22 protein-coding genes are annotated in these 25508 nt (G+C 71.2%); 5 read left to right on the forward strand and 17 right to left on the reverse strand.

The features are described from left to right. Positions 1-15 precede the first annotated feature (15 nt). The 5 genes from IEY17_RS18730 to IEY17_RS18750 all read right to left on the reverse strand — a co-directional run bounded on the left by IEY17_RS18730 (position 16) and on the right by IEY17_RS18750 (position 6587). The gene (locus tag IEY17_RS18730; RefSeq protein ID WP_229680296.1) at positions 16-471 is read right to left on the reverse strand and encodes a hypothetical protein; all 456 of its coding nucleotides are present in this window, start codon (positions 469-471) and stop codon (positions 16-18) included. 360 nt (positions 472-831) lie between these two features. Further along, complete coding sequence (locus IEY17_RS18735; RefSeq protein WP_188989545.1) at positions 832-1755, reverse strand: alpha/beta hydrolase family protein; 924 nt, start codon at positions 1753-1755, stop codon at positions 832-834. Between the two features lie 44 nt (positions 1756-1799). After that, positions 1800-4478: a bifunctional acetate--CoA ligase family protein/GNAT family N-acetyltransferase gene (locus IEY17_RS18740; protein ID WP_229680297.1), complete on the reverse strand. Its 2679-nt coding sequence runs from the start codon at positions 4476-4478 to the stop codon at positions 1800-1802. 10 nt (positions 4479-4488) lie between these two features. Then, complete coding sequence (locus tag IEY17_RS18745) at positions 4489-5664, reverse strand: acetoin utilization protein AcuC (protein WP_188989547.1); 1176 nt, start codon at positions 5662-5664, stop codon at positions 4489-4491. Positions 5665-5735: 71 nt separating this feature from the next. Next, on the reverse strand, positions 5736-6587 hold the full coding sequence (locus tag IEY17_RS18750; protein ID WP_188989549.1) for a sulfurtransferase: 852 nt from the start codon (positions 6585-6587) through the stop codon (positions 5736-5738). Positions 6588-6708: 121 nt separating this feature from the next. Between IEY17_RS18750 and IEY17_RS18755 the strand changes: the two genes are divergently transcribed. The 3 genes from IEY17_RS18755 (at position 6709) to galE (ending at position 9614) form a co-directional block, all read left to right on the forward strand. Next, positions 6709-7404: an iron-dependent transcriptional repressor DtxR gene (locus tag IEY17_RS18755; protein WP_188989551.1), complete on the forward strand. Its 696-nt coding sequence runs from the start codon at positions 6709-6711 to the stop codon at positions 7402-7404. Then, positions 7401-8579 carry a galactokinase gene (galK, locus tag IEY17_RS18760; protein ID WP_188989553.1) on the forward strand — a complete coding sequence of 393 codons (1179 nt, stop codon included), beginning with the start codon at positions 7401-7403 and terminating at the stop codon, positions 8577-8579. The genes IEY17_RS18755 and galK overlap by 4 nt, the downstream gene beginning before the upstream one ends. Before the next feature lie 72 nt (positions 8580-8651). After that, positions 8652-9614 carry a UDP-glucose 4-epimerase GalE gene (gene galE, locus IEY17_RS18765; RefSeq protein WP_188989555.1) on the forward strand — a complete coding sequence of 321 codons (963 nt, stop codon included), beginning with the start codon at positions 8652-8654 and terminating at the stop codon, positions 9612-9614. A gap of 38 nt (positions 9615-9652) precedes the next feature. Here the strand turns inward: galE and IEY17_RS18770 are convergent, their stop codons facing one another. Both IEY17_RS18770 and IEY17_RS18775 read right to left on the reverse strand, forming a co-directional pair. Then, on the reverse strand, positions 9653-10768 hold the full coding sequence (locus IEY17_RS18770) for a DUF4192 domain-containing protein (protein WP_188989557.1): 1116 nt from the start codon (positions 10766-10768) through the stop codon (positions 9653-9655). A gap of 212 nt (positions 10769-10980) precedes the next feature. Further along, positions 10981-12759 (reverse strand): Xaa-Pro dipeptidyl-peptidase, encoded by a 1779-nt coding sequence (locus tag IEY17_RS18775; RefSeq protein WP_188989559.1) that lies wholly within the window; start codon positions 12757-12759, stop codon positions 10981-10983. Positions 12760-12911: 152 nt separating this feature from the next. Between IEY17_RS18775 and IEY17_RS18780 the strand changes: the two genes are divergently transcribed. Continuing rightward, positions 12912-13214, forward strand: coding sequence for a hypothetical protein (locus tag IEY17_RS18780; RefSeq protein WP_188989561.1), 303 nt, complete (start codon positions 12912-12914; stop codon positions 13212-13214). Between the two features lie 70 nt (positions 13215-13284). Here the strand turns inward: IEY17_RS18780 and IEY17_RS18785 are convergent, their stop codons facing one another. The 5 genes from IEY17_RS18785 to IEY17_RS25865 all read right to left on the reverse strand — a co-directional run bounded on the left by IEY17_RS18785 (position 13285) and on the right by IEY17_RS25865 (position 19485). Beyond that, positions 13285-14043, reverse strand: a complete 759-nt coding sequence (locus IEY17_RS18785; RefSeq protein WP_188989563.1) for an SDR family oxidoreductase — start codon at positions 14041-14043, stop codon at positions 13285-13287. A gap of 65 nt (positions 14044-14108) precedes the next feature. Beyond that, entirely contained in the window at positions 14109-15245 is a 1137-nt protein-coding gene (locus tag IEY17_RS18790; RefSeq protein ID WP_188989565.1) for a methyltransferase, read from the reverse strand. Between the two features lie 394 nt (positions 15246-15639). Then, entirely contained in the window at positions 15640-18459 is a 2820-nt protein-coding gene (locus IEY17_RS18795; protein WP_188989568.1) for a vitamin B12-dependent ribonucleotide reductase, read from the reverse strand. Between the two features lie 160 nt (positions 18460-18619). Next, a complete protein-coding gene (nrdR, locus tag IEY17_RS18800) occupies positions 18620-19102 on the reverse strand; it encodes a transcriptional regulator NrdR (protein WP_188989679.1) in 483 nt (160 codons plus the stop codon). Positions 19103-19359: 257 nt separating this feature from the next. Beyond that, a complete protein-coding gene (locus IEY17_RS25865) occupies positions 19360-19485 on the reverse strand; it encodes a hypothetical protein (RefSeq protein ID WP_268240370.1) in 126 nt (41 codons plus the stop codon). 362 nt (positions 19486-19847) lie between these two features. Between IEY17_RS25865 and lexA the strand changes: the two genes are divergently transcribed. Further along, positions 19848-20564, forward strand: coding sequence for a transcriptional repressor LexA (lexA, locus tag IEY17_RS18805; protein ID WP_229680298.1), 717 nt, complete (start codon positions 19848-19850; stop codon positions 20562-20564). 29 nt (positions 20565-20593) lie between these two features. Here the strand turns inward: lexA and IEY17_RS18810 are convergent, their stop codons facing one another. From IEY17_RS18810 to IEY17_RS18830, 5 genes are all read right to left on the reverse strand, one after another. Then, a complete protein-coding gene (locus tag IEY17_RS18810) occupies positions 20594-21658 on the reverse strand; it encodes an SdiA-regulated/phytase-like domain-containing protein (protein WP_188989570.1) in 1065 nt (354 codons plus the stop codon). Next, positions 21655-23121: a GTPase HflX gene (gene hflX / locus IEY17_RS18815; protein ID WP_188989571.1), complete on the reverse strand. Its 1467-nt coding sequence runs from the start codon at positions 23119-23121 to the stop codon at positions 21655-21657. The genes IEY17_RS18810 and hflX overlap by 4 nt, the downstream gene beginning before the upstream one ends. Before the next feature lie 95 nt (positions 23122-23216). Further along, positions 23217-24059 (reverse strand): diaminopimelate epimerase, encoded by an 843-nt coding sequence (dapF, locus tag IEY17_RS18820; protein WP_188989574.1) that lies wholly within the window; start codon positions 24057-24059, stop codon positions 23217-23219. A gap of 9 nt (positions 24060-24068) precedes the next feature. Continuing rightward, positions 24069-24974: a tRNA (adenosine(37)-N6)-dimethylallyltransferase MiaA gene (miaA, locus tag IEY17_RS18825; protein WP_188989576.1), complete on the reverse strand. Its 906-nt coding sequence runs from the start codon at positions 24972-24974 to the stop codon at positions 24069-24071. Between the two features lie 40 nt (positions 24975-25014). Next, positions 25015-25497, reverse strand: coding sequence for a class III extradiol ring-cleavage dioxygenase family protein (locus IEY17_RS18830; protein ID WP_308424005.1), 483 nt, complete (start codon positions 25495-25497; stop codon positions 25015-25017). Between the last annotated feature and the right edge of the window lie 11 nt (positions 25498-25508).

Here is a 25508-nt window from a genome sequence, read left to right on the forward strand (position 1 = left end):
TGCCGCGGTGCGCACTCAGCGCGGAACCTTGACGTCCCGCTGTTCCAGCACGACCTTGCGCGCGTCCAGCGGCGCGTCGAGCCGCACGGCCACCGGCGGGTAGCGCAGGTCCATGGTGCAGATGCCCGGCGGCTCCGGGGTTTCCTCGACGAACACGACCTTGACGTGGTCGACGGTCTGCTCGGCCACCTCGGCGCGAACCTTGCTGCAGCCTCCTTCCTGGCCGGTGGCCACGACGACGGTGCCGCCGTCCTGCGTCCAGACCTTCTTTGGATAGCCCTTCGGCAGTCGCGACGTGTCCAGCGCCGACTCGGCGACCGGGGTGCGTTCCTGTTCGGGTTTCGGTTGGACCGGTCCCGGGGGTGCGGGGGGCTGGCCACCGAAACCGACGTCATCACTGGCTGGCTGGGCGCAGGCGGACAGGGCGAGGAGCAGAGCCGCTGCGCCCACTGTGGTGTGTAGGCGTCTCATGCCCTCTGGACGGAGCTGCCGCGCTGAGTGGTTGCGCAGAACCCGCCGCCGAAGCATCCACACCTTTCCCACAATTCGGAACCGCTGGCGACCTGCGCGGGTTGCGTGGTTCGTCGGGCTGCTGCCCCGTGCGATGGAGTTGCCGAGGAATGTCGACAACCGTCCCGTCCACACCGCAGACCACGGCCGTCCCGGACGCACCGCAGGGCCGGCCGCAGTGGGTGCCGCTCGCCGTCGGCGAGTGCGCGCGCACCTGCTGATGCTCGCCGCGCGGATCGGCGCTGCCCTGCATCTTCCAATGTGGACGGCGAACGCGATGACGCTCGGTTCCTTCTCCCTCGTTGGGGACACCGGCCTCGGCTACTTCGGCGCGCTGGTCGTCCAGCTGGCGGCGTTGGGCGCGATCGCGGCGATCCAGTCCCGGATCCAGCGGGACAGCTCGCCGCCGTTGCGCACCCAGCTGAAGTGCCCGAGGCTGGCCGCCCCGGCAGCCGACCGGGAGTAGTGCCGGGCGGTCCGCGGCGCGAGTTCCGCCTTGCCCGCCAGGTGATCCACTGAGGACCGCGGGGCCAGCTTGTCGCCGGAGACGCTGACGGTCAGCAGCGGCTGCCGCACCGTCCGCAGCGCGGCCTCGTAGTCGGTCGCCGATCCGTTCAACCGGTAGCGACCGGTGCGGGCCTGGCGGGCCCAGTCCTGCATCAGGTCGACGGCCTGGCGGCCGCCGAAGCCGAGCCGGTGTCCCGGCCAGTAGCCGAACAGCGTGGACAGCGCGGCCACCAGTTGCGTGCCGAGCAGTATCCGCAGCCGGTGCACACCGGTGAAGCTGCGGAACCACACCGAACCGGATGCCACCAGGACGATGCCCTGCACCCGCCCCGGGTGGCTGGCCGCGTGCAGCAGCGCGATCTGCCCGCCGAGGCTGTGGCCGAGCAGGAAGCGCGGCGCCTGCGGGTGCAACGACGCCACGAGGTCGAGGACGGCGTCCACGTCGTCGATGAGGCTCTGGTAGCCGTACCGCACGCCCCGCGCCGCCGGTGGGGTGCTCTCGCCCTGGCCGCGCATGTCGAAGGTCACCACCGACAACCCCTGCGCGTGCAGGTCGGCGACGAACGGGCGGTAGTAACGGGCGGGCACGCCCATCGCCGGGAGCAGGACGACCACCGGGCTGGCCGGGTCTTCTTGCGCCGCGGCGCGCACCTTGATGCGGTGCGGTCCCGCGGCCACCAGGCCGAGGACGGTCGAGCGCGGCTCGGTTGCGGGTCGGTCGGCTGCGTCGTGGGCCACGGCGCAAGATTAACGAAACGATGCAGTTTCAGGACAGCCCGAGGTCAACGCAACCGGCGTGGCCCCGCGTCCAGCGCCGCCGGGGACGCCCCGATCGCCACCCTGGCACCGGTGACGCTGGCGCCCGTCGGCGAGGCGAGCACCGGCTGCAGCGCGAGCTCGCGCACCTCCGGCAGGTCCTCGGCCAGCGTCGCCACCCGCAGCACCAAGTCCTCCAGGGCAGCGAGGTTCGCCGGCTCCGCACCGCGGTACCCGGTCAGCAGCGGCGCGGCCCGCGGCGCGCGCACCAGCGCCGACACGTCCACATCGGACAGCGGCAGTGCCCGGTATGCCTTGTCCCCCAGCAGTTCGCTCGCCACCCCGGACAGCCCGAACGAGACCAGCGTGCCGAACGACGGGTCGTCGGTCAGGTCGATGACGCACGAGGTGCCCGGCGGAGCCATGCGCTGCACGTAGACCGCATCGAGCCCGGAGACACGACGCATGTCGGCGTACGCCGCCCGCACCGCGTCCTCGGTGCCCAGCCCCAGCCGGACGCCCACCAGGTCGCTGCGGTGCCGCAACGTGTCGCTCACCGCCTTCAACGCCACCGGGTAGCCCAGCTCCACGGCCGCGGCCACGGCCTGCTCCACCCCGTCGACCTGCCGGAACGGCACCACCGAGATGCCGTAGCAGCCGAGCAGCTCCACGGCCTGGTCGTCGGTGAGCCCGGTGACGTCCGCCGCCAGCCAGTTTTCGACCAGGGACCTCGCGCGATCCGCGTCGACCCCCTGCGGGCGCACGAAGTGGCCCTTCGGCGCGGCACGCCACTGTGCGTACCGGGTCACGCGGGCCAGCGCCAGCACCGCCCGCTCGGGGCTCGGGTACGACGGCACCGAGCCCTTGCCTGCGGTGCCGTCCGGACCGGGCACCACGAGCTCGTCGGGCACGCCTTCCGCGGCCAGGAACGTGGTCACCACCGGCTTCGAGCGGGCGACGTCGGCCTCCTGCAGGGCTTCGCGCATCGCACGCGCGTACGCGGCGCCGGGAACGGCAACCGGGGGCGCGAACACGGTCACCAGCGCGTCGACGTCCTCGCGCAGCGCCGCGTCGCGCACTGCGGCCGCGAACTCCTCCGGCCCCGCGGACGCCCCCACGTCCACCGGGTCACCGGCCAGCTTGAGCGACTGCGCCTGCGCGACGTCCGCGGCGATCATGCCCAGTGCCGAGGAGTTGCCCACGATCGCCACCCGTTCGCCCGGTGGCAGCGGCTGGTGCGCCAGCAGCAACGCGGTGTCGAACATCTGCGCCACCGACTCGACGCGGATCACGCCGGACTGTTCGAACAAAGCCTGCACGCTGGTTTCGTCGATCTGGACCGACGTCGCCGCCAGGCCGGGCCGCACCGCGTTGCGGCCCGACTTCACCACCACGATCGGCTTCGTGCGGGCCAGCCGCCGGGCCAGCCGTGCGAACTTGCGCGGGTTGCCGAACGACTCCAGGTACAGCAGCACCACGTCGGTGGCCGGGTCGGTCTGCCAGTACTGCAGCAGGTCGTTGCCGGACACATCGGCCCGGTTGCCCGCCGAGACGAACGTCGACAGCCCCAGCCCCCGCTGGGTGGCGGTCTCCAGGATCGCCACACCCAGCGCACCGGACTGGCAGAAGAACCCGGTGCGGCCCCGGCCGGGCAGGTGCGGCGCGAGGCTGGCGTTGAGCCGGAACTCCGGGTCGGTGTTGACCACGCCGAGCGCGTTCGGACCGACCACGCGCATCCCGTGCGCCCGCGCCGCCCGGACCATCTCGCGCTCCACCTCGCGGCCCGCCGGCCCGGTCTCGCTGAACCCGGAGCTGACGATCACCAGCGTCTTGACGCCCTTGGCCAGGCACGCGTCGAGCACCTCGGTCACCCCGGCGGCGGGGATGGCCACCACCGCCAGGTCGACCTCGTCCGGGATGTCCAGCACGGAGGCGTAGGCTCGCACGCCGCGCACCGAGCGGTGCTCCGGGTTGACCGGGTAGACGGGGCCGGTGAAGTCGGCGGTGAGCAGGTTCGTCAGCACCGCGTGGCCGATCTTCGCGCGGTCCGTGGACGCGCCGATCACCGCCACCGAACGCGGCCGCAGCAGGTTGTACACGCTGCGGGCCTCGGCGGCCTGCTCCCGGGCACGGGCCACCGCCACCGACTCCTCGGTGGGGTCGATGTCGAACTCCAGGTGCACGACGCCTTCCTCCATGGCCCGGCTCACCTGGTAGCCGGCGTCCAGGAACACCCGCACCATCTTCGAGTTCTCGGCCAGCACCTCCGCCACGAACCGCCGCAGCCCGCGCTCCCGCGCCGCGGCCGCCAGGTGCTCCAGCAGGATCGAGCCCAGGCCCCTGCCCTGGTGCTGGTCCTCCACCACGAACGCGACCTCGGCCGACTTCTGCTCGCCCAGCCGGTCATAGCGGCCCACCGCCACGATGTCGTCGCCGAGCAGTGCGACCAGCGCCACGCGGTTGACGTAGTCGACGTGCGTGAAGCGGTCCACGTCGCGTTTCGGCATCCGCGGGTACGGACCGAAGTAGCGGTAGTACCGGGTCCGGTCGCTGAGCCTGCCGTGGAAGGCGACCAGCTTCTCGGCGTCGTCGGGCGTGATCGGCCGCAGGTGCATGGTGCCCCCGTCGGAGAGCACCACGTCGGCCTCCCACTGCCGCGGGTAGTCCGCCTGCGCCTGCTCCGGCTCCTGCGCAATACCGTCCACTTCGGACTCCTCAGTCGCGGGCGTCGACCGGGTCGAGACCGTGTAACGGGAACACGGCGTGCCGTGCTTTGCGAATCGACGTGTCCACCTCGGCGGTGGTCACCCCGGCCCACTGCTCGAACGCCGGGTCGGCACCGTCGGTCATCGAGGTCGGCAGCGGCACGTTGTGCGCGACCCGCACGGCGTGCGACATCCACTCCTGCGGGATGGTCGTCGCCGGGTCGATGTCGCGGTCCAGCACCGTGCCCAGCAGGTGCGTCCACGCCCGCGGCACGACGCGGAACAGCGAGTAGCCACCGCCGCCCAGGGCCAGCCACTTGCCACCCGCGCACCGCTCCGCCAGCTCCCGCAGGTCCTGGTACGTGGCGCGCTGCCCGTCGACGGTCATCGACAGGTCGGCCAGCGGGTCCTCCCGGTGGGCGTCCGCCCCGCACTGGGTCACCAACACCTGCGGCCGGAACGACTCCAGCACCGAGGGCACCACCGCGTGGAAGGCGCGCCGCCACCCGGCGTCCCCGGTGCCCGGCGGCAGCGGGATGTTGACCGCGGTGCCGTCCGCACCGTCGGCGCCGACCTCGGTGGCGTAGCCGGTCCCCGGCCACAGCGTGAGCGGGTGCTGGTGCAGCGAGATGGTCAGCACGCGCGGGTCGTCGTAGAACGCCGCCTGTACCCCGTCGCCGTGGTGCACGTCGACGTCGAGGTAGGCGATGCGCTCCACCCCCTGCGCCAGCATCCACGCGATGGCCACCGCGCAGTCGTTGTAGATGCAGAACCCGGCCGCGTGGTCGGCCATGGCGTGGTGCAGGCCGCCTGCGATGTTGACCGCCCGGTCGACCCGGCCCGACACGATCTGCTCCGCCGCCTGGATCGACGCCCCCGCGATGAGCGCGGCCGCTTCGTGCATCCGGTCGAAGATCGGGTTGTCGTCGGTGCCCAGGCCGTGGCCGACCTCCGACCCCGCCAGCGGGGCGGAACGCACCGCCGCCAGGTATTCGGGACGGTGCACCCGCTCCAGGTCCGCGTCGGAGGCTGGCTCGGGTGCGAGGACCTCAACCCCATCGAGGACACCGAGCGAGCGGGCCAACCGCATGGTCAGCTCCAGGCGGACGGGATGCAGCGGATGGTTACCGCCGAGGTCGTAGTCGAGCACCGACTCGTCCCACACCACAGCGCACTGAGAACCCATGCCCCGGACGCTACCTGGCCTGTGTCCCCGAACACAGTGCCTGGAGCACGTGCCTGGTCGGCGTCACCTCCTCATCCGGCCTCCGGTCCGGTCGCGGCCGGCCGGTCCGGGTCCGCCGACCAGTTCGACCACGACCCGGCGTAGAGCGCTGCCGGGCGGTCCGGCCCGGTCAGCCCGGCGTGCTCCAACGCCAGCAGCACCGAACAGGCGGTGACCCCTGAGCCGCAGTAAGCGCCGACCGGTCCCGAGCCGCCCACCCCGAGGTCGGCGAAGTGCCTCGCCAGGTCCTCCGGCGAGCGCCACCGGCCGTCGGCCGCCACGTGCGCGGCGAACGGGGCGTTCACCGCGCCCGGGATGTGCCCAGCCCGCGGGTCAAGGGGTTCGACGTCGCCCCGGTAGCGCTCCGGCGCGCGGGCGTCCAGCAGCGTGCCCTCCCGGGCCAGCCGCGCGGCCTCGTCCGCGTCGATCACCGGCATCGAGCCCGGGCGGACCCGGAAGTCGCCCTCCCGCGGTGTCGGCTGCTCGGTCGTGGTGGGCCGCCCCTCGGCGGTCCAGGCCGCGTAGCCGCCGTCGAGGACGGCCACCGACTCGTGCCCGGCCCAGCGCAGCAACCACCAGGCGCGGGCGGCGGCCGAACCGTTGTCGGCGTCGTAGACCACCACGGGCCGACCGCGGTCCACGCCGGCCCGCCGCAGGACACCCTCCAGGGCCGCCGGATCCGGCAGCGGATGCCGCCCCGCCGGTCCCGGTGGGGCGGCCAGTTCGGCGTCGAGGTCCACGAACACCGCTCCCGGCAGGTGGCCCGCCTCGTAGTCCTGCCGACCCGGCGGTCCGAGCAGCGACCAACGGATGTCGAGCAGCGTCGGGTGCGGCTCCTGGCGCAGTGCGGCCATGAGATCATCAGCACTGATCAAAGGATGCATGACGGCCTTTCGTAGCCCGGCGACGAGGTCTGTCGGAAATCCTGGAAGTCAACTCCCCGACCACTGACTGCTGTCGCCGGGGACGACTAGCATCGTGGTTGGGACTGAATGGGGAGCCGACGTGAACGATCTCATCGATACCACTGAGATGTACCTCCGCACCATCTACGACCTTGAAGAAGAGGGCGTAGTGCCGCTCCGGGCCCGGATCGCCGAGCGTCTGGAGCAAAGCGGCCCCACGGTGAGCCAGACCGTCGCGCGCATGGAACGCGACGGGCTGCTGACCGTCGCCGAAGATCGCCACCTCGAACTCACCAAGGCCGGCCGTGCCCGCGCCATCAGCGTGATGCGCAAGCACCGCCTCGCCGAGCGGCTTCTCGTCGACGTGATCGGTCTCGAATGGGAGCACGTCCACAATGAAGCGTGCCGCTGGGAGCACGTGATGAGCGAAGCCGTCGAGCGCAAGCTCGTCAAGCTGCTCGGTGGCCCCACCACCTCGCCCTACGGCAACCCGATCCCGGGTCTGGACGAACTCGGCGTGGACCACGTCGAGCCGCCGGCCGACGGCGACCTGCAGCGGGTCGACGAGATCGCCCGCAACGGCGGTGGGCGCGCGATCATCTGCCGCATCGCCGAGCACGTCCAGCTCGACCCCGACCTGATGTGTGAGCTCAAGGACGTCGGTGTCGTGCCGGGCGCCGAGGTGGAGATCGTCTCGGTAGTGGGACCGAACAAGCCGATCGAGGTTCGCGGCGCCAACGGCAGCACCGAGCTGCCGGTCGGCATCGCGCACGCGGTCATGGTGCGCCCGAAGTGACTCCGGCGGACCGCGCGGCGGCACTGTTCGCCGAGGAACACGGCTGCGCGCCGAGCGCAGTCTGGTCCGCCCCCGGGCGGGTCAATCTGATCGGTGAGCACACCGACTACAACGACGGGTTCGTGCTCCCCTTCGCACTCCCGCAGCGCACCGCCGTCGCCGTCCGCCCCCGCGACGACGGGCGGTTGTCCGTCGCCACGCTCGGCAACGACGGGCAACTGCACCGCGGCACCGTCGCCTCCGTCCACGAGCTGCGGCCAGGTGACCCGACCGGCTGGCTCGCCTACCCCGCGGGCGTCGCGTGGGCGCTCCGCGACGCGGGGTATCCGGTTGGCGGCGCAGATCTGATGATCGTCGGCGAGGTGCCGACGGGCGCCGGGCTGTCGTCCTCGCACGCCCTGGAATGCGCGGTGGCGCTGGCACTGCTGGACACGGTGCAGCGCGCTCCGGGCACGCCGGCCGCTCCGGGCCTGGAGGAGATCGCGCGGCTGGTGCAGCGGGCGGAGAACGACTTCGCCGGTGCCCCCACCGGTCTGCTCGACCAGACCGCGTCCCTGTCCTGCACCGCGGCGCACGTGCTGTTCTTCGACGTGCGCTCCGGTGCGGGCGAGCAGATCCCCTTCGACCCCCGCCGCGCCGGCCTCGAGGTGCTGGTGATCAACACCCGCGCGAAGCACTCGCACAACGAATCGGGCTACGGAGAACGGCGGCGGGGCTGCGAGCGCGCGGCGGAGCTGCTGGAGGTCAAGGCGCTGCGCGACGTGGCGGGGCAGGAACTGTCGGCGGCGCTGCCGAAGCTTCCGGAAGAACTCCGTCCGCTCGTCCGGCACGTGGTCACCGAAAACGACCGGGTTCTGACCACAGTGGACGAGTTGCGGCGCGGCCGCTACGCCGAGATCGGCCCCCTGCTCACGGCCTCGCACGTCAGCCTCCGCGACGACTACCGGGTCTCTTGCCGGGAACTGGATCTCGCGGTGGACAGCGCGCTGGCGGCTGGTGCGCTCGGCGCCCGGATGATCGGCGGCGGTTTCGGCGGTTCCGCGATCGCCCTGGTCCCGACCGCGCAGCGGCCCGAGATCGAGCGCGCCGTCCAGGCCGCGTTCGCCCGGGAGCACCTCGCGGCGCCCCGGCTGTTCACGGCGGTACCCTCCGCGGGTGCGGGGCGGGACCGGTGACCACCGGTTGACCGCCGCCGCTCGCCGGGGCACGGCGACTGAAGCAGATCTCCCACGGAAGGCAGTACGCAGGTGAAGCTCCTCGTCACAGGCGGTGCAGGCTACGTCGGCAGCGTGTGTGCGGCACGCCTGGTGGAAGCTGGCCACGAGGTCGTCGTGGTCGACGACCTGTCCACCGGGCACGCCGACGCTGTGCCGGACGGCTGCAAGTTCGTCGAGGCCGACATCGCGACCGCGGCGAGCAGCCTGCTGGCGGAGTCGTTCGACGGCGTGTTGCACTTCGCGGCCAAGTCGCTGGTCGGCGAATCCATGGAGAACCCGCAGAAGTACTGGCACGGCAACGTGGTCACGTCGCTGCGATTGCTGGACGCGATGCGCGAGCACGGCACCCCGCGGCTGGTGTTCTCCTCCACCGCGGCCACCTACGGCGAGCCGGAGGTCACGCCAATCACCGAGGACCTCGCCACCCGTCCGACCAATACCTACGGTGCCACCAAGCTGGCCATCGACCACGCGATCACCTCCTACGCCACCGCGTACGGCATCGGTGCGGTGAGCCTGCGGTACTTCAACGTCGCCGGCGCCCACGGCGCCTTCGGCGAACGGCACGCGGTCGAGACGCACCTCATCCCGATCGTGCTCCAGGTCGCGCTGGGCCAGCGGGCGAAGGTGCAGATCTTCGGCGAGGACTGGCCCACCGCGGACGGGACCTGCATCCGCGACTACATCCACGTCACCGACCTGGCCGACGCCCATCTGCTCGCTCTGGAGCACGCCACCGCCGGCCAACACCGGATCTACAACCTGGGCAACGGCACCGGTTTCTCGGTGAAGCAGGTGATCGACACCTGCCGCGAGGTCACCGGTCACCCGATCCCGGCGGAGGTCGCGCCGCGCCGCGCCGGTGACCCGGCGACGCTCGTGGCGTCGAGCCAGCGCGCGCGGGACGAGCTGGGCTGGCGGCCGGAGCGGACCGATCTCACCGTGATCGTCCGGGACGCCTGGGAGTTCACCCGCGCCAGCCAGGGCGCGTGAGCACCACCGCGCCACCGCGGTCGGTGTGTTGAGCCGCATCACCACGCACCGTCCTCTTCGATCATGAGTTGGGCGTCCTCGGCCGCGTCGCGGGCGATCACCGCGAGCTCCGCGGGTGGGATGCCGACGTCCAGGGCTCGCCGGAGCAGGGTGCCGAGCCGGTGGTCGGGGCTGGTCCGCTCGATGCGTTCCAGCGCGACACCGGCCAGGGCTCCGTCTCCACGCAGGTAGGCGGAAAAGGCCAGCAGCGCCGCAACCTCGGCCAGTTCGGGTTCGGGCGCCTTGCGGACCAGGGTCAGCCACAGCTCCTCAGCGGCGCGGGCTGCGCCGCCGAGCGTGCTGCCCAGCACGAGGTCGCGCACCCTGGTGTCGGACACCGCGAGCAGCACGCGCACGTGGTCGTCCTCGGTCAGCGCGGCTCCGCTGGCGGTGCGCTCGATCGCCCCGAGTACGGTCCGCAGGCTCTCGGCCACCCGCTGCTGGTCGGACCCCTCGATGAGGTCCTCGGTCAGCGCGTCGAGCTTGGCGGAGACGCGCGCCACCGCCTCGGGCGACTCCGGGGCGACGAGCGCCCGCAGTTCGTCCCGGCTGTCGAAGGTCACCGCACCGGCGGCGGCCATCGCCGCCGCGAGCGCCGAGCTGCGCGGGTCGGGGATCGCACCGGTGCATTCCGGGTCGTGGTAGCAGCACCATTCCGCACCGGCCCGGATCTCCGGCGTCCACAGGGCATGCGCGAGTCCGATGCCGTCCCGCCGGAAGGTCTCCCGAATCTCCTCCACGAGCCCGGCGTACGGCGGTCCTCCACCGGAGAGCGGTTCCACAGCGGATGGTTCCGGTGCCGGTGAGCATGTTCCCGCGCAGACATCGCCGCACGTCTCGACGTGCGGCCGGTGCCCCACCACGACGAGCAGCGCCGCCTCGAGGCGTGTTCGCCGTAGCGGTCCGGTGAGCAGGCGCTCGCCGAAGCCCCGGATGTGTTGCGGGCACGGCAGGTCGATGCGCAACGTCGCGCCGAGGCGGGACACGGCCTGCAGACCCCGCAGCGTGACGACCACGAGCGAGTCGGTCGGGTGGAAACCCAGCAGGTGCGGCACCGCGGCCAGCAGTTCGGCGGGATCGGTCAGCGAAATCGTGGTGTTGAGTCGCGTCGTCATGCGGCACACGATCGACCCTCCACCACCGACCAGGAAAGGGCCTTTTTCGATTCTGTGGACTAACGGGTCCCCTGTGGACAACTCAACGGGAAAACGCAGAAAACGCCACGTTTGAGCGACATTCGTCCGCGTAATACCGATCCCCCGATAGGAGATCACGCTGGTTTCCCACCCCCGAACGGCAAATCCGTCGCGATCTTCCGCCGACCCGGTTAACCGACCGACCCGACCACCGGCAGATGGATCCGGGTGCGCGCGAGGTCCAGCGCGAGCCCGGTGCCCGGCTTCGGCCGCAACGTGAAGTCGTGGTCGCTGGAGAGTACGACGATCCCGAGCCGGTGCCCTGCCGCGAACACGTAGTCGTCGGGCTGCATCGTCACGGTGATCGAGTAGTTCTTGCCCGGCTCGATCGGCGAGGTGCGGTCGAGCGCGTTCCGGTTCTGCGGGTCCGCCCAGCCGCGGGTGACGACCGAGACGGAGCCGTCCGGGGCCTGGTCCACCAGCAGCGCGGTGACATTGGCGGCCGGCTTGTCGAAGGTCAACGCCAACTCGGCGCGCACCGCACCGCTGACGCGGGCGGAACCGGGCAGCGGATTGGTCAGGTAGACCAGCCGGTTCGGGGAACTCGGTGCCGCGGCAAGGTCTTCCGCGAGCTGCCCGGCGTCGTCGCGCAGTTCCTCGACGGCACGGACCGAAACGCGCTGCGCGGTCAGCCCGCCCCGCCCGGTGCCACCCGGCGTGGGCTGCAGGGTGACCTCGCGCGCCCCCAACGCGGGCCACTCCGGTTCCTCCACCCAGCTGCCGTCCTCGCGCTGCACGGTGGCCCGCGGCTCGTACTCGACACCGTTGGGCACGTCGTAGAGGTAGCGCGTGAACCAGCGGTTCACCGTGCGCAGCCACTCCTCCCTGCGGAGCTGGATCGGGTCGGTGTGCCCGGACTGGTGCCACCAGATCTTGTGCGGCACGCCGCGGTCCCGCAGGGCGGCGTACCACTGCGCCGCCTGCCGGGTCTTGACATTCCAGTCGTTGAGCCCGTGCACCGCCAGCACCGCGGCCCGCACCCGGTCGACGTTGTTGAGGTAGTTGCGCTCGTCCCAGAACGGGCTGTAGTCACCGGTGATCCGGTCCTGGTTGGCGGTGAGCTCGTCAATCACCACGCGGCAGGGCTCGCGGTCGACGCGGGTGTGCACGTACTTCGCCAGCACGTCCGCGTCCTCGCCCTGGTACCCACCGGGTGCCACGACCGCGCCGTCGGCGCGGTAGTAGTCGTACCAGTTCGAGATCGCGCCGATCGGCACGATCGCCTCCAGCCCTGCCACGCCGGTGCTCGCCACCGCATTGGGCAGCGTTCCGTTGTAGGAGACGCCCATCATGGCGACCTTCCCGGTCGCCCACGACGCCTCGACCGGCGCCCCTGCGGTGTCGTGGCCCGGGGCACGGGAGTTGAGCCAGTCGACGACCGACTTCGCGCCGATGGTCTCGTTCACCGCACCCGTGGTGGGGCAGCCGGTCGACTGCCCGGTGCCGAGCGACTCCGCGTAGACCACGGCGAAACCCCTGGCCAGCAGGTACTGCTCGTAGGCCCAGGTGATGTCACCGGCTGCCGCCATCCGCTCGTCACCGGCGGCGCTGAGCATCCGCGCGCCGGGGCGATCGGGCACGTACAGCTCGGTGTCCACGTTGTGGTTCGCGACGTCGTTCCCACCGGAGAAGTACGGGCTCACCTGGTAGACGACGGGGACCCGCAGGCCCTGCGCGGTTTCGGCCGGGCGGACGACCTGGACGTGCACGCGGTCGTGCTGCCCGTCGCGGTCGCTGTCGACCGGGGCCGTCACGAACAGGTCCTCGCGGATGGCCCGGGCCGGGTCGAACACCGGCTGCGCCTCCCCGTCCTGGAAGACCGGTCTCCGTGGGGGATCGGCCACCGCAGGTGATCCGATGAGCGGTAGCGCCAGCACCGTCGCCAGCAAAGCCGTCCGAACGCACCGCATGCAGTCCTCCGGGCAGGAGTGGATTCCGACACCGGCACCCTTCTTAGCGCGCGACGCCGAGTCAAACACCGGTCCGGCGGGTTTGCGCCAGAACCACCCCGCCGGGGCCGCAGTAGAGTCGGTCCAGGACCTCGAGGATCCAAGGAGAAGGCATGAGTATCCCGTCCAGCCTGCTGACCTCGGCCGGACTGATCGGTGGTTTCGCGGTCGCCCGCGCCACCAGCCACCGGCACTGGGGCGGAGTGGTGGCCGCCGGCGCGGGGCTCGGCGCTATGGAGGCGTGCCGCCGGCGGGCCGGTGTGGTACCGGCACTCGTTCTGGGCGCCACCTACGCCGCCGCGCTGACTGGTTCGCACCCGCTGGCCAAGAAGATCGGGGCCTGGCCGTCGGTATTCACCGCCACCGCGGTGACGGCCGCCGCGGCCCACCTGCTGGCCCGGCCGCGGCACGGCTGATCGGCAGCGGCACGGCCGGGATCTCGAGGTCACGACGACCCAGCCCTGATCTGAACAGTCCCCGCATCCGTCACCGCCCGGCCAGGAACTCGTCGAAGGTAATCCGGCCCACCGCCCGGCCCGGGATGAGGTGACCGCCACTGCGGTAGCCGGCGAAGGTCGCGCCGGGCAGGCGCAGCGGCAGCAGCAGGCGGCGGCGTCCGGTGGCGCGCAGGACGGCCCGCGCCAGGTCACGGTGGCTGCGAATCTCGGGGCCGCCCATGTCCGGTACGCGGCCCGCTGGTGCGCCGAGCGCCAGTTCGGCCAACCGGTCGGCGACCTCGCGGACGTCGATCGGCTGGAAGCTCACCCCGGCCAGCACCGCGATCACGGGCGAGAAGCGCTGCACCTCGGTCATCTTCGCGACCAGGTCGTGGAACTGCGTGGTGCGCAGGATCGTCCAGGGCAGGCCCGAGTCCACCACGACCCGCTCGGCTTCGAGCTTGCTGCGGTAGTAGGGCAGCGGCACCTGTTCGATGCCCGCGATGGAGATGTAGACCAGGTGCGGGGTTCCGTGCCGGAGAGCCGCCTCAGCGAGGCGTCGGGTCACCACCACGTCCTTGCGTCCCAACGTGGTGGCGCAGTGCACGATGGTGTCCACTCCGGACACTGCTGCGTCGGTGCCCGCGCCCGTGCGCAGGTCCCCCGTCACCCATTCGTGCGGTAGGTGTGACGCCGGTCGCGGGCGGCGACTCAACACCCGCACCTCTCGTCCTGCATCGAGCAACCGCTGGACCACGACCCTGCCCAGGGTGCCCGTCCCGCCGGTCACCAAGATCGTCTTTCGCACTGATCCGCTCCTTCCGCGACTGCGATCAACCCCGATCTGTCCACCGGGGTGACGGGATGGGGCGGCTAGACGTGACAGCCGATCCCCGGCGCGAGCCGCCACAGGGATGTGATCTCTGACGCACGTGCCGAGTGCGGCGGGTCGGAGCTGTCCGCGATCCGCGGGTGCCGTGGCCGGATGTCCGACCGGTCGAGAACGGTGAGCCCGGCGCGGTCGATCGCGTCGAGCAGTTCGGCTCGGGTGCGCAGGCCGAGCCGCTCGGCGAGGTCGGACAGCACGAGCCAGGTCTCGCCCGCTGGTCGCAGGTGCTGCGCCACGCCGGCGAGGAACGCCCCGAGCATCCGGCCGCCGGGGTCGTAGACGGCGTGGTCCAGCAGCGAGTGGGGCTCGGCGGGCAACCACGGCGGATTGCACACGACCAGATCCGCTCGCCCCTTCGGGAACAGATCGGTGTGCAACACCTCGACACGTCCGGCCAGCCCCAGCCGTCGCATGGTGTCCTGCGCGCAGCGAACGGCTCGTGCGACGTTGTCGGTGGCGACGATCCGCTCGACGCCGCGCCGTGCCAGGACGGCAGCCAGCACACCCGTTCCGGTTCCGATGTCGAAGGCCAGTCCGGTGCCCGGCAGCGGTGCTGCCGCGACCAGGTCGACGTACTCGCTCCGGGTCGGCGCGAAAACCCCGTAGTGCGGGTGGATCCGCGCCCCGAGCGCGGGAACCCAGACACCTTTCCGGCGCCATTCGGCCGCACTGATGACGCCGAGCAGTTCCCGCAGGGAAAGCACGCCAGGGGTGACGAGGGGGCCGTAAACGTCCTGGCACGCGTGCCGGACGTCGGGCGCGCGGCGCAGCGGCACCACGTGGCCGGGGTCAATCGGTACGAGGACCAGCGCGAGGACGCGTGCCTGCCGCGACTGGTCGTGCCGCTGCCGCCGGAACTCCTGGACCGGTGTCCTGGCCGGTCGTCGCCTGCTTCGCACCCGGCGGGAGACCGCGTTGAGAAGTTGGCGCGCGTTGTGGAAATCCCCGCGCCACAACAAACCCGTACCGCTCTTGGCCAACCGCAATGCCTCGTTCGCGGTCACCCGGTCGTCGACTTCGACCACGTGGGCTGGTGCTGGGGAACCGCTGGCCGACAGCCAGCGGTAGGACTGTGCCGACACCACGAGCTGGCCGGCGAAATCGATCTCGGGACGAACCATGTGCTCCGCTCCTGCTGGTGCGGCCTGGCGCGGAGCGCCGCGCGGGCCGGAGGACGGTGATGAACTGCGCGGCCCCGACGCCCGGCGCGGACCGCCGTGGCGGCACAGCGGTGCGGCCGGTCGCTGAACAGGGGCTGGAGCTCGGAACTAACCGACTACGGCAGCATGAGCGGGTACCGTCACGTCAAGCAGCTTAGCGGCCCGGACACGCCGATCCCCCACTGCAGGCAGTGATGATGTGGGTGGTGATCGTTCGGGGCGGTAGCCGCCGAGGGCCAGGAGGGCGAGGGATGAGCCCGAGAACAGCGGGGTGGGCACCAGCTACCGAGCCGGTGCCCACCCCTGACGTGCGCGTCTTTCACTATTCGAGCTGGATCACGCTCAGCGCCCGCAGTCAGCTGCAGCCGGAGGTCGAGCCGCAGCCCTCGCAGACGTAGCAGGAACCCGACGGTCGCATCTTCGTGCCGCAGGTCATGCAGAGCGGGGCGTCCGCCGCCTTGCCCAGCCGCAGCTCCAGCAGCTCCGTGGAGCTGCCCACGCGCCGTTCCTCTTCCCGCGGATCAGACTTCGGGTAGTCCACGGTGGAGCGCAGGGTGTCCAGGTCCACGTCGCTGTCCTGCGGCGGCGCCGAATCCGTGCCGTTGACCTGGGCTTCCCGCTCCTCGGCCGTGAAGATGCCCAGCTGGGCGCGCTTCTCGTAGGGCAGGTAGTCCAGCGCGAGGCGGCGGAACAGGTAGTCCAGCACGCTGCTGGCCATCCGGATGTCCGGGTCGTCGGTCATACCGGCCGGCTCGAAGCGCAGGTTCTGGAACTTCGAGACGTAGAACTCCAGCGGGATGCCGTACTGCAGACCCACCGAGATCGACATCGAGAAGGCGTCCATCACGCCGGCCAGCGTGGACCCCTGCTTGCCGAGCTTGACGAAGATCTCGCCCAGCCCGTCGTCCGGGTACGAACCGGCGTGCAGGTAGCCCTCGGCACCGCCGACGGTGAACGACACCGTCTGGCTCGGGCGCTTCTTCGGCAGGCGCTTGCGAACCGGGCGGTACTCGATCTGCTTCTCGACCTGCTGCTTCTGGCCCTTGTCACCCTTGCCCGCCGACAACGGCTGACCCACCTTGCAGTTGTCGCGGTAGATCGCCAGCGCCTTCAGGCCCATCTTCCAGCCCTCGAAGTAGAGCTGCTCGACGTCCTCGACGGTCGCCGACTCCGGCATGTTGACCGTCTTGGAGATCGCGCCGGACAGGAACGGCTGCACCGCGGCCATCATCCGCACGTGGCCCATCGGGGCGATCGAGCGCTCGCCCATCGCGCAGTCGAAGACCTCGTAGTGCTCCGGTCGCAGACCCGGCGCGTCGACCACGTGGCCGTGCTCGGCGATGTACTCGACGATGGCCTCGATCTGCTCTTCCTGGTAGCCCAGCGCCTGCAGCGCGCGCGGCACCGTCTGGTTGACGATCTGCATCGAGCCGCCGCCGACCAGCTTCTTGAACTTCACGAGCGCCAGATCCGGCTCGATGCCGGTGGTGTCGCAGTCCATCATCAGGCCGATGGTCCCGGTCGGGGCCAGCACCGATGCCTGCGCGTTGCGCCAGCCGTTGCGGGCACCGATCTCCAGGCACTCCTGCCACACCTTGGTGGCCAGCTTGTGCACCGCGGCGTCGTTGTGGTGGTAGGTACGCACCAGGTCGTTGGCCGCCGCGTGCTTGCGCATCACCCGCTGGTGGGCCTCGGCGTTGCGGGCGTAGCCCTCGTACGGGCCGACCACACCGGCCAGCTCGGCCGACCGCTTGTAGGCGGTACCGGTCATCAGCGAGGTGATCGCCGCCGCCAGCGCCCGCCCGCCGTCGGAGTCGTAGGCGTGGCCGGTGGCCATCAGCAGCGCGCCGAGGTTGGCGTAGCCGATGCCCAGCTGGCGGAACTTGCGGGTGGTGTCGCCGATCGCCTCGGTCGGGAAGTCCGCGAAGCAGATCGAGATGTCCATCGCGGTGATGACGAACTCGACCGTCTTCTCGAACAGTTCGGCGTCGAAGGTCAGGTCCTCACGCAGAAACTTCAGCAGGTTCAGCGACGCCAGGTTGCAGCTGGAGTTGTCCAGGTGCATGTACTCCGAACACGGGTTGGAGGCGGTGATACGGCCCGACTCCGGCGAGGTGTGCCAGTCGTTGATCGTGTCGTCGTACTGGATGCCCGGGTCGGCGCACTCCCAGGCCGCCTGCGCCATCTTGCGGAACAGGTCCCGGGCCTTGACGGTCTCCAGCACCTCACCGGTGGTGCGGGCGCGCAGGCCGAACTGGCCGTCGTTCTCCACGGCGCGCATGAACTCGTCGGAGACCCGCACCGAGTTGTTGGCGTTCTGGTACTGCACCGAGCTCGCGTCGGCACCGCCGAGGTCCATGTCGAACCCGGCGTCGCGCAGCGCCCGGATCTTGTGCTCCTCGCGCGCCTTGGTTTCGATGAACTCCTCGATGTCCGGGTGGTCGACGTCCAGCACGACCATCTTCGCCGCGCGGCGGGTCGCGCCACCGGACTTGATGGTGCCCGCCGAGGCGTCCGCACCCCGCATGAACGACACCGGGCCGGACGCGGTGCCGCCCGAGGACAGCAGCTCGCGGGACGAGCGGATGCGGGACAGGTTCAACCCTGCGCCGGAGCCACCCTTGAAGATCAGGCCCTCTTCCTTGTACCAGTCGAGGATCGACTCCATCGTGTCGTCGACCGACAGGATGAAGCAGGCCGACACCTGCTGCCGGGAGCTGGTGCCGACGTTGAACCACACCGGGGAGTTGAAGCTGAACACCTGGTGCAGCAGCATCCAGATCAGCTCGTGCTCGAAGATCTCGGCGTCTTTCTCGGTGGCGAAGTAGCCGTGCTCGACACCCGCGGCCACGTAGGTCTTCACCACGCGGTCGATGAGTTGGCGCAGGCTGTGCTCGCGCTCCTCGGTGCCCACCGCGCCGCGGAAGTACTTGCTGGTGACGATATTGACGGCGTTCAGCGACCAGAAGTCGGGGAACTCCACACCACGCTGTTCGAAGTTGACCGAACCGTCCCGCCAGTTGGTCATCACCACGTCGCGGCGCTCCCACTTGACCTCGTCGTAGGGATGCACCCCCTCCGTGGTGTAGACGCGCTGCACCCGGATGCCCGCCGGGCGGACACCTGCTTCCGGCTCCCCCGATGCGCCGGCCGGGCTACCGACGGTCTCTGTCATGACCTGACCCTCTTCCTTGTCACTCGCTCGTCGTGCTTCGGCCCCGTCCGGGCTCCCCGTCCGGTTCGGTCGTGACTGTTCATCCAGCGACGTCCCGGGCGGGGACGTCGGCTGACGTCTCGTGCCGCCGGCCCCGCGGCGGGCCGCTCGTCGCCGCTGCCTACTCATCGCCGCTCTCCGCGTCCTCGTCCGCGCCGCGCCGGGCGGCCCGCAGGTCGGCGATCTCCTTCTCGAAGTCCTCCACCGAGGAGAAGGCTCGGTACACGCTCGCAAACCGCAGGTAGGCGACCTCGTCCAGCTCCCGCAGCGGTCCGAGGATGGCCAGGCCCACCTCGTGGCTGGGCAGCTCGGAGACGCCGAGGGACCGCACGGTCTCCTCCACCTGGTGCGCGAGTTGCTGCAGCGCGTCCTCCTGGACCGGGCGCCCCTGGCAGGCGCGCCGCACACCGCGGACCACCTTCTCGCGGCTGAAGGGCTCGGTGACGCCGGAGCGCTTGACCACGGACAGCACGAGCTCCTCGATGGTCGTGAACCGACGACCGCACGTCGAGCACGACCGCCTGCGCCGGATCGCCTGGCCTTCCTCGACCTCGCGCGAGTCGACTACGCGGGAGTCCTCGCCGCGGCAGAACGGGCACCGCACCGGCATTCACCCCCCTCCCCAGAGTCTCGTCGCGGTCGCCTGCCAACGACCTGCGACCTTCACCCACCGTGGGTGCGCGAACACCCTACAAGCCCAACTTGTGGACGAAATACATGGGCGTAACTACTAGATGTTGTGGTTGACTCTAATCCTCGCCCGACCTCGACGCAAACTCGGCACCCCCCGCGCGTCGCGAACGACGCGGCCCGCCGACGCGCGACCGAACCACCCTGACCGCACCCGCCGGAAGGACCGCCTCAGCGGTCCGCACCGACGGCCGCGAAGAACCCGACCAGCATGACAATCAGGCACGTGAAGATCGCCACCGAGGTCAACCACGGCCACTCGTCGCCGCGGCGCACCCGGTCGCACCCCGCCGCCACGCGCGCAGCGATCCGTGGGAGCGCGCACCGGGATGACCGGCGGCCACCACGACGTGGTCGACGCGGCGCGGCCGCCCCGGCTTCACCCGGTCGAGCGGCGGTCGCCCACTCGGCCGCGCGCCTCCGACCCACATCGATGAACGTGGTCATGACGCCTCCCGCACGGTAAACAAGATCGAAAAGATGTTCGATCGAACCTGCGTGCGATTGTGTACCAAGAGTGCACCGCAAGGCGAGACCGGGGCGAGAAATTAACTCGAACAGGTGTTTGATCTCTGCGTTTGACCCGTCTACTGTGGAAAGCGGGCGGACCCAACGCCCCCGCGATCAGCACCGCAGTTCACAACGGACAGGAGGCAGCGGTGGCGAGTAATGCGACTGGCTCGATCAAGGGCCGCGTACAGGACGTCAAGGACTCCCAGGCCGACGTGCACTCCCTGCCGGAGCAGGCCAGCGGGGCCGAGGAGCTCAGCGACCGCCAGCTCAAGGTGCTGGAGGCCATTCGGACGTGGATGCGTGAGCACGGCTACCCGCCGAGCGTCCGGGAGATCGGCGACGCCGTCGGGCTGACCTCCACCTCGTCGGTGGCGTACCAGTTGCGGGTGCTGGAGCGGAAGGGCTACCTGCGCCGAGATCCGCACCGACCACGCACCGTGGGTGTGCTCGTCGGCGGCGAGGAGGAGGGGGAACTGCCCGGGCAGGCCAAGCCCGCCTACGTGCCGGTGGTCGGCCGCATCGCCGCCGGTGGCCCGATCCTCGCCGAGGAGTCGATCGAGGACGTGTTCCCGCTGCCGAAGGAGATCGTCGGCGACGGCACGCTGTTCCTGCTCAAGGTGGTCGGAGACTCGATGATCGACCTCGCCATCACCGACGGCGACTGGGTCGCGGTCCGGCAGCAGCCCGATGCCGAGAACGGCGACGTGGTGGCGGCCATGATCGACGGTGAGGCCACCGTGAAGACGTTCAAGCGGACGGAGGACCACGTGTGGCTGATGCCGCACAACTCGGCCTACGAACCCATCCTCGGCGACGACGCGACCATCCTGGGCAAGGTGGTCGCCGTGCTGCGACGGCTCTGACCGAACACCTGCTTGTGGCGACTGCGCTGTTAGCCGTTCCGGCGGCGTAGTCGTCCGGCCACGGCGATCAGCAGCGCGGCCACCGCACCGGCCAGCAACAGCGACTGCCCGGTGCTCAGTTCATGCTGCCCGCTCGACGGCTGCGCCTGGTCCGCGTCACCACCCGGTGCGGGGCGTGTCGCCGCGCCGTCCGTCGTTGCGGATTCCAGGGCCCTGGCCGCCTCCGCCACCCCCGGGATCCGGCGCACCGGCTGCTTGCCCTCGGACGCGGACAACAGCGAGCCGTCGGGTTCCCACGCGATCGCTTCGCCCTGCTGCTCGTTCGGCAGCGGGATCCGCAGCGGCGGGCGTGTGAGCGCGGCGACCACGTCGCCGTCCGGGGCGTTGTAGACGTACGCCTCGGTGTAGGTGCGGACGGCAACCGCCGTCCCGTCCCGACTCACCGACCCGCCGGTCACCAGGATCGAGCCCAAAGCCCCATTCAGCGGACCCCCCGGGGTCTGGGTGGACCGCAGTGAGAGCGAGCCGACGCGTTCCATCGCAACGGTGCGGTCGGCGGCCAGCGGCCCGGTGGGGCGATACACCCCAGCCGGGCCGATGGGCTCCTTGGTGACGATGTGGGGAACCCTGTTGCGGTCCAGCAGCAGCGCCTCGGCGTCGTGCGCGCCGTCCGGGTAGGACAGCCGGTACAGCGTGGCACCGCCGCCGGGGCGCATCACGTGCAGTGCGACGTCCTCGCGCCGCCGCCGGTTGTCGCCGGTGTCCGCCAGCCACAACGAGCCATCGGCCGCCAGGGCGAGGTCCTCCACGTCGTAGGGGTTGATCGACGCCGTCCGGACGTCGCGCACCGAACAGTCGGCCGGATCGAGCACCAGAACCCGCAGCGAACTGCCGCCGTCGCTGACGGCGTACCAGTGCGTGCCGTCCGACGCCAGGCCGGAGAGCTCCGCGAGCCGGTCGTCCCCCAGCCGACACTGCTCCACCGGTGCGGGGAGCTGCGTCGCAGCGGCAGCCGGCGGCGACGGGAGTGCTCCCGACGCCACCGACAGCAACAGGGCCGCTGCGACCACACCCCCGGCACCGGCAGGCGTCACGCGATTCCCACGAACGGCCGGAGCGCGCTGGCCAGGTCGGGCCGCACCTTGGCACGCACCCGGGTTCCCTCGGGGGTGTGCTCCTCGTCGACCACTTCGCCCTCGGAGTGCACCCGTGCCACCAGCTCACCCCGGGTGTACGGGACCAACGCGTCGATGAAGACATCCGGCCGCGGCAGCCGATCGGCGATCGCTTCGCGCAGCGCCTCGATGCCCTGACCGCTGTGTGCGGAGACGAACACCGCGCCCGGCAGCAGTCGGCGCAGCTCGGCCATGCGGGTGGTGCCCACCGAGTCGATCTTGTTGACGACCAGCAGTTCCGGCGGCATGTCTGTCTTGTGCTCGGCGGCGATCTCGTTCAGCACCTCGCGCACCGCGGCGACCTGCTCGTGCGGCGCCGGTTCGGAGCCGTCCACGACGTGGACCAGCAGGTCCGCGCCGGTGACCTCCTCCAACGTCGAGCGGAACGCCTCGACCAGCTGGTGCGGCAGGTGCCGGACGAACCCGACCGTGTCGGTCAGCGTGTACCCGCGGCCGTCCGGGGTCGTCGCCCGCCGGGTGGTCGGGTCCAGGGTGGCGAACAGCGCGTCCTCCACCAGCACGCCTGCCCCGGTGAGGGCGTTGAGCAGACTGGACTTGCCGGCGTTGGTGTAACCCGCGATGGCCACCCCGGGCACCGCGTTGGCCTCCCGGCGACCGCGCTTGGTGCCGCGGACCGTGCGCATCGCGGCCAGGTCCTTGCGGAGCCTGCTGATCCGCTTGTGGATGCGCCGCCGGTCGGTTTCGAGCTTGGTCTCACCGGGACCGCGGGTGCCGACGCCGCCGTTCACACCGGCCCGGCCACCGGCCTGCCGGGACATCGCCTCACCCCAACCACGCAGCCGCGGCAGGAGGTACTGGAGCTGGGCGAGTTCGACCTGCGCCTTGCCCTCCTTGGATCGGGCGTGCTGGGCGAAGATGTCCAGGATCAGGGCGGTCCGGTCGACCACCTTGACCTTGAGCTTGTCCTCCAGCTGCCGCAGCTGGCCAGGCGACAGCTCACCGTCGCAGATGACGGTGTCCGCGCCGGTGGCCGTGACGATGTCGCGCAGCTCGCGGACCTTGCCGGAACCGATGTAGGTGGCCGGGTCCGGGCGGTCGCGGCGCTGGATGAGACCTTCCAGCACCTGCGAGCCGGCGGTCTCGGCGAGCCGGGCGAGCTCAGCCAGCGACGCCTCGGCGTGCGCGGCGTCCCCGTCGGTCCAGACACCGACCAGCACGACGCGCTCCAAGCGGAGCTGCCGGTACTCGACCTCGGTGATGTCCGCAAGCTCGGTGGACAGCCCGGCGATCCGCCGCAGCGACGCGCGGTCTGCGAGTTCCATCTCGCCCGTGGACGGTTCGGGAGTGAGGATGGGTTCGTATTCGTCGCCTTCGACCACGGGGCGGTCGAGGTCGGCGGACCAGGTCAAAGATTTCTTCATATCAGGGCCATTGTCCCACGGTCCGCGACCGATTTTCACCTGTCGCGCCCGCGTTGACCCGTTCGCACTGGTCCGACAGCGGATTGGCGCAGCCGTCAGGCGTGCTGCCACCACATCCGGTCGAGATGCCCGCGCGCCACCAGCACCGCCGGACCGGTCAGGGTGGAACCGGAGGTGGTGATCTCCACCTCGACGGTGCCGCCCGGGATGTGCACCACCCGCCGCCCGGTGTCGGTCCCGGCCGCCTGCAGCGCCGCGACGGTCGCGGCCACCGTGCCCGTGCCGCACGACCGGGTCTCACCCACGCCGCGCTCGTGCACCCGCATCTGCACCTCGTCGCCGCCGAGCGGCCGGACGAACTCGACGTTCACGCCGTGCGGGAACAGGTGCTCGTCGTGCGGCGGCGCGGTGGCCAGGTCCAGCACGGCGAGGTCGATGTCGCTCACGCACGCCAGGTGCGGGTTGCCGACGTCGACGGCCACCCCGGTGAAGGACCGGCCGGAGACGGTGGTAGTGGATTCGCCGAAGATCTTCGCCGACCCCATGTCGACAGTGACCCGGCCGTCGTCGTGGGTGCGCACCAGTCGCACACCAGCCCGGGTGCCGACCAGCAGGTCACCTGGCTCGGCCAGGCCGGCGTCGACGAGGTAGCGGGCGAAGACCCGCACCCCGTTGCCGCACATCTCCGCGATCGAACCGTCGGCGTTCCGGTAGTCCATGAACCACACGTCCGCGGGCACGTCGGCCGGGGAGTCCGGGAGCGCACCCGCGCGGACCACCCGCAGCACGCCGTCCGCGCCGAGGCCGCGTTGCCGGTCGCACAGCGCCTGCACGCGCCGTTCGGTCAGCTCCAACCGGCCTTCGGGGTCGGGCAGGATGACGAAGTCGTTCTGGGTGCCGTGCCCCTTGACGAACTCGGGGCCGTGGGTGGAGCGCACGCAGCCAGTCTACGCAGTCACCAGCGTCCGGACGTCGGAGACCAGGTCGGGGTCAGCCGCGTCGAGCCAGCGGATCCGGTGGTCGCGGCGGAACCAGGAGCGCTGCCGGCGGACGAAGCGGCGCGTGAGCCTGGCCGTCTCGGCCGCCGCCGCGGCCATGTCCCCGCCGCCATCCAGCTCGGCGAGCACCTGCTGGTAGCCCAGCGCGCGGCTGGCGGTGCGGCCGTGCCGCAGCCCCGATGCCTCCAACCGCCGCACCTCGTCGACCAGCCCGGCGTCGAACATGCGGGTCACCCGCTGGTCGACGCGGTCGTCGAGGTCGTTGCGGTCCAGGCCAACCAGCACCGCACCGTAGCGGGGCGGACCGGGTTCGGGCAGGTTCGCGGAGAACGGGCGACCGGTGATCTCGATCACCTCCAACGCCCGGACGATGCGCCGCCCGTTGCTGCTCAGGATCGCCGTCGCCGCTTTCGGGTCGAGCTCGCCGAGGCGGCGGTGCAGCTCGGCCGGTCCCACCGCGGCGAGCTGCTCCTCGTACTTCCGGCGGACCTGCGGGTCGGTCCCCGGGAAGGACAGCTCGTCGACGACCGCCTGCACGTAGAGGCCGGAGCCGCCGACCAGGACGGGGGTCCGGCCGCGGGCGAGGATGTCCTCCACGGCCCTGCGCGCCTGGCGCTGGTAGGCGGCGACCGAGGCGGTCTCGGTGACGTCGAGGACGTCAAGGAGATGGTGTGGGACGCCGCGCCGCTCGGCCAGGGTCAGCTTGGCCGTGCCGATGTCCATGCCCCGGTAGAGCTGCATGGCGTCGGCGTTGACCACCTCCCCGTCCAGCTGGACGGCGAGCTCGACGGCGAGATCGGACTTGCCGGTGGCCGTGGGCCCGACGATCACCACCAGATGCGGGAGGGACTGCACGCTTCGACTGTAGAAGCGCTGCCGGGCGCGGCGACGGCGGTCAGGGTGTCCGGGTCCACACGGCGGCGTGGTAGGTCACGCCGAACGGGGTGGCCGAGTACAGCAGCTCGCTGCGCCAGGTCCCGCTGGTGGCCTCGACGACACCGGGGATCACCTGCAGGGCCGCGCGGCCCGCCACCCCGAGTTCGGCGCACAGCTGCGGGTCCAGGTCCCGCAGCGCGGCCGCGTCGGCTTCGCCCAGCGCGGTGCGGAGGCGTTCGTCGAGCGCACCGGCGCGGGCGTCCGGCGGATACGGGGAACACTCATCGACGCGGTTGGTGCCGTCAGCCAGCACGAGCAGCCCCACCGGTTCCGCCGCCAGCCGGGCGCCGAGGTCCCGGCACTCCGCGACGGGGGTGTCCGGGTCCAGCAGGTGGACCGTCACCGACCGAGCCCCGGCCTGCTCGCGCAGCCACCCCGCGATGAGCGCCGGCAGCGGTAGCAGCGGGTCGGGTTCGGCCGTCGGTTCACCGCCCAAATTCACCCGAACGTCGA

This window comes from Saccharopolyspora thermophila, from assembly GCF_014646075.1.
GTDB lineage: Bacteria > Actinomycetota > Actinomycetes > Mycobacteriales > Pseudonocardiaceae > Saccharopolyspora > Saccharopolyspora thermophila.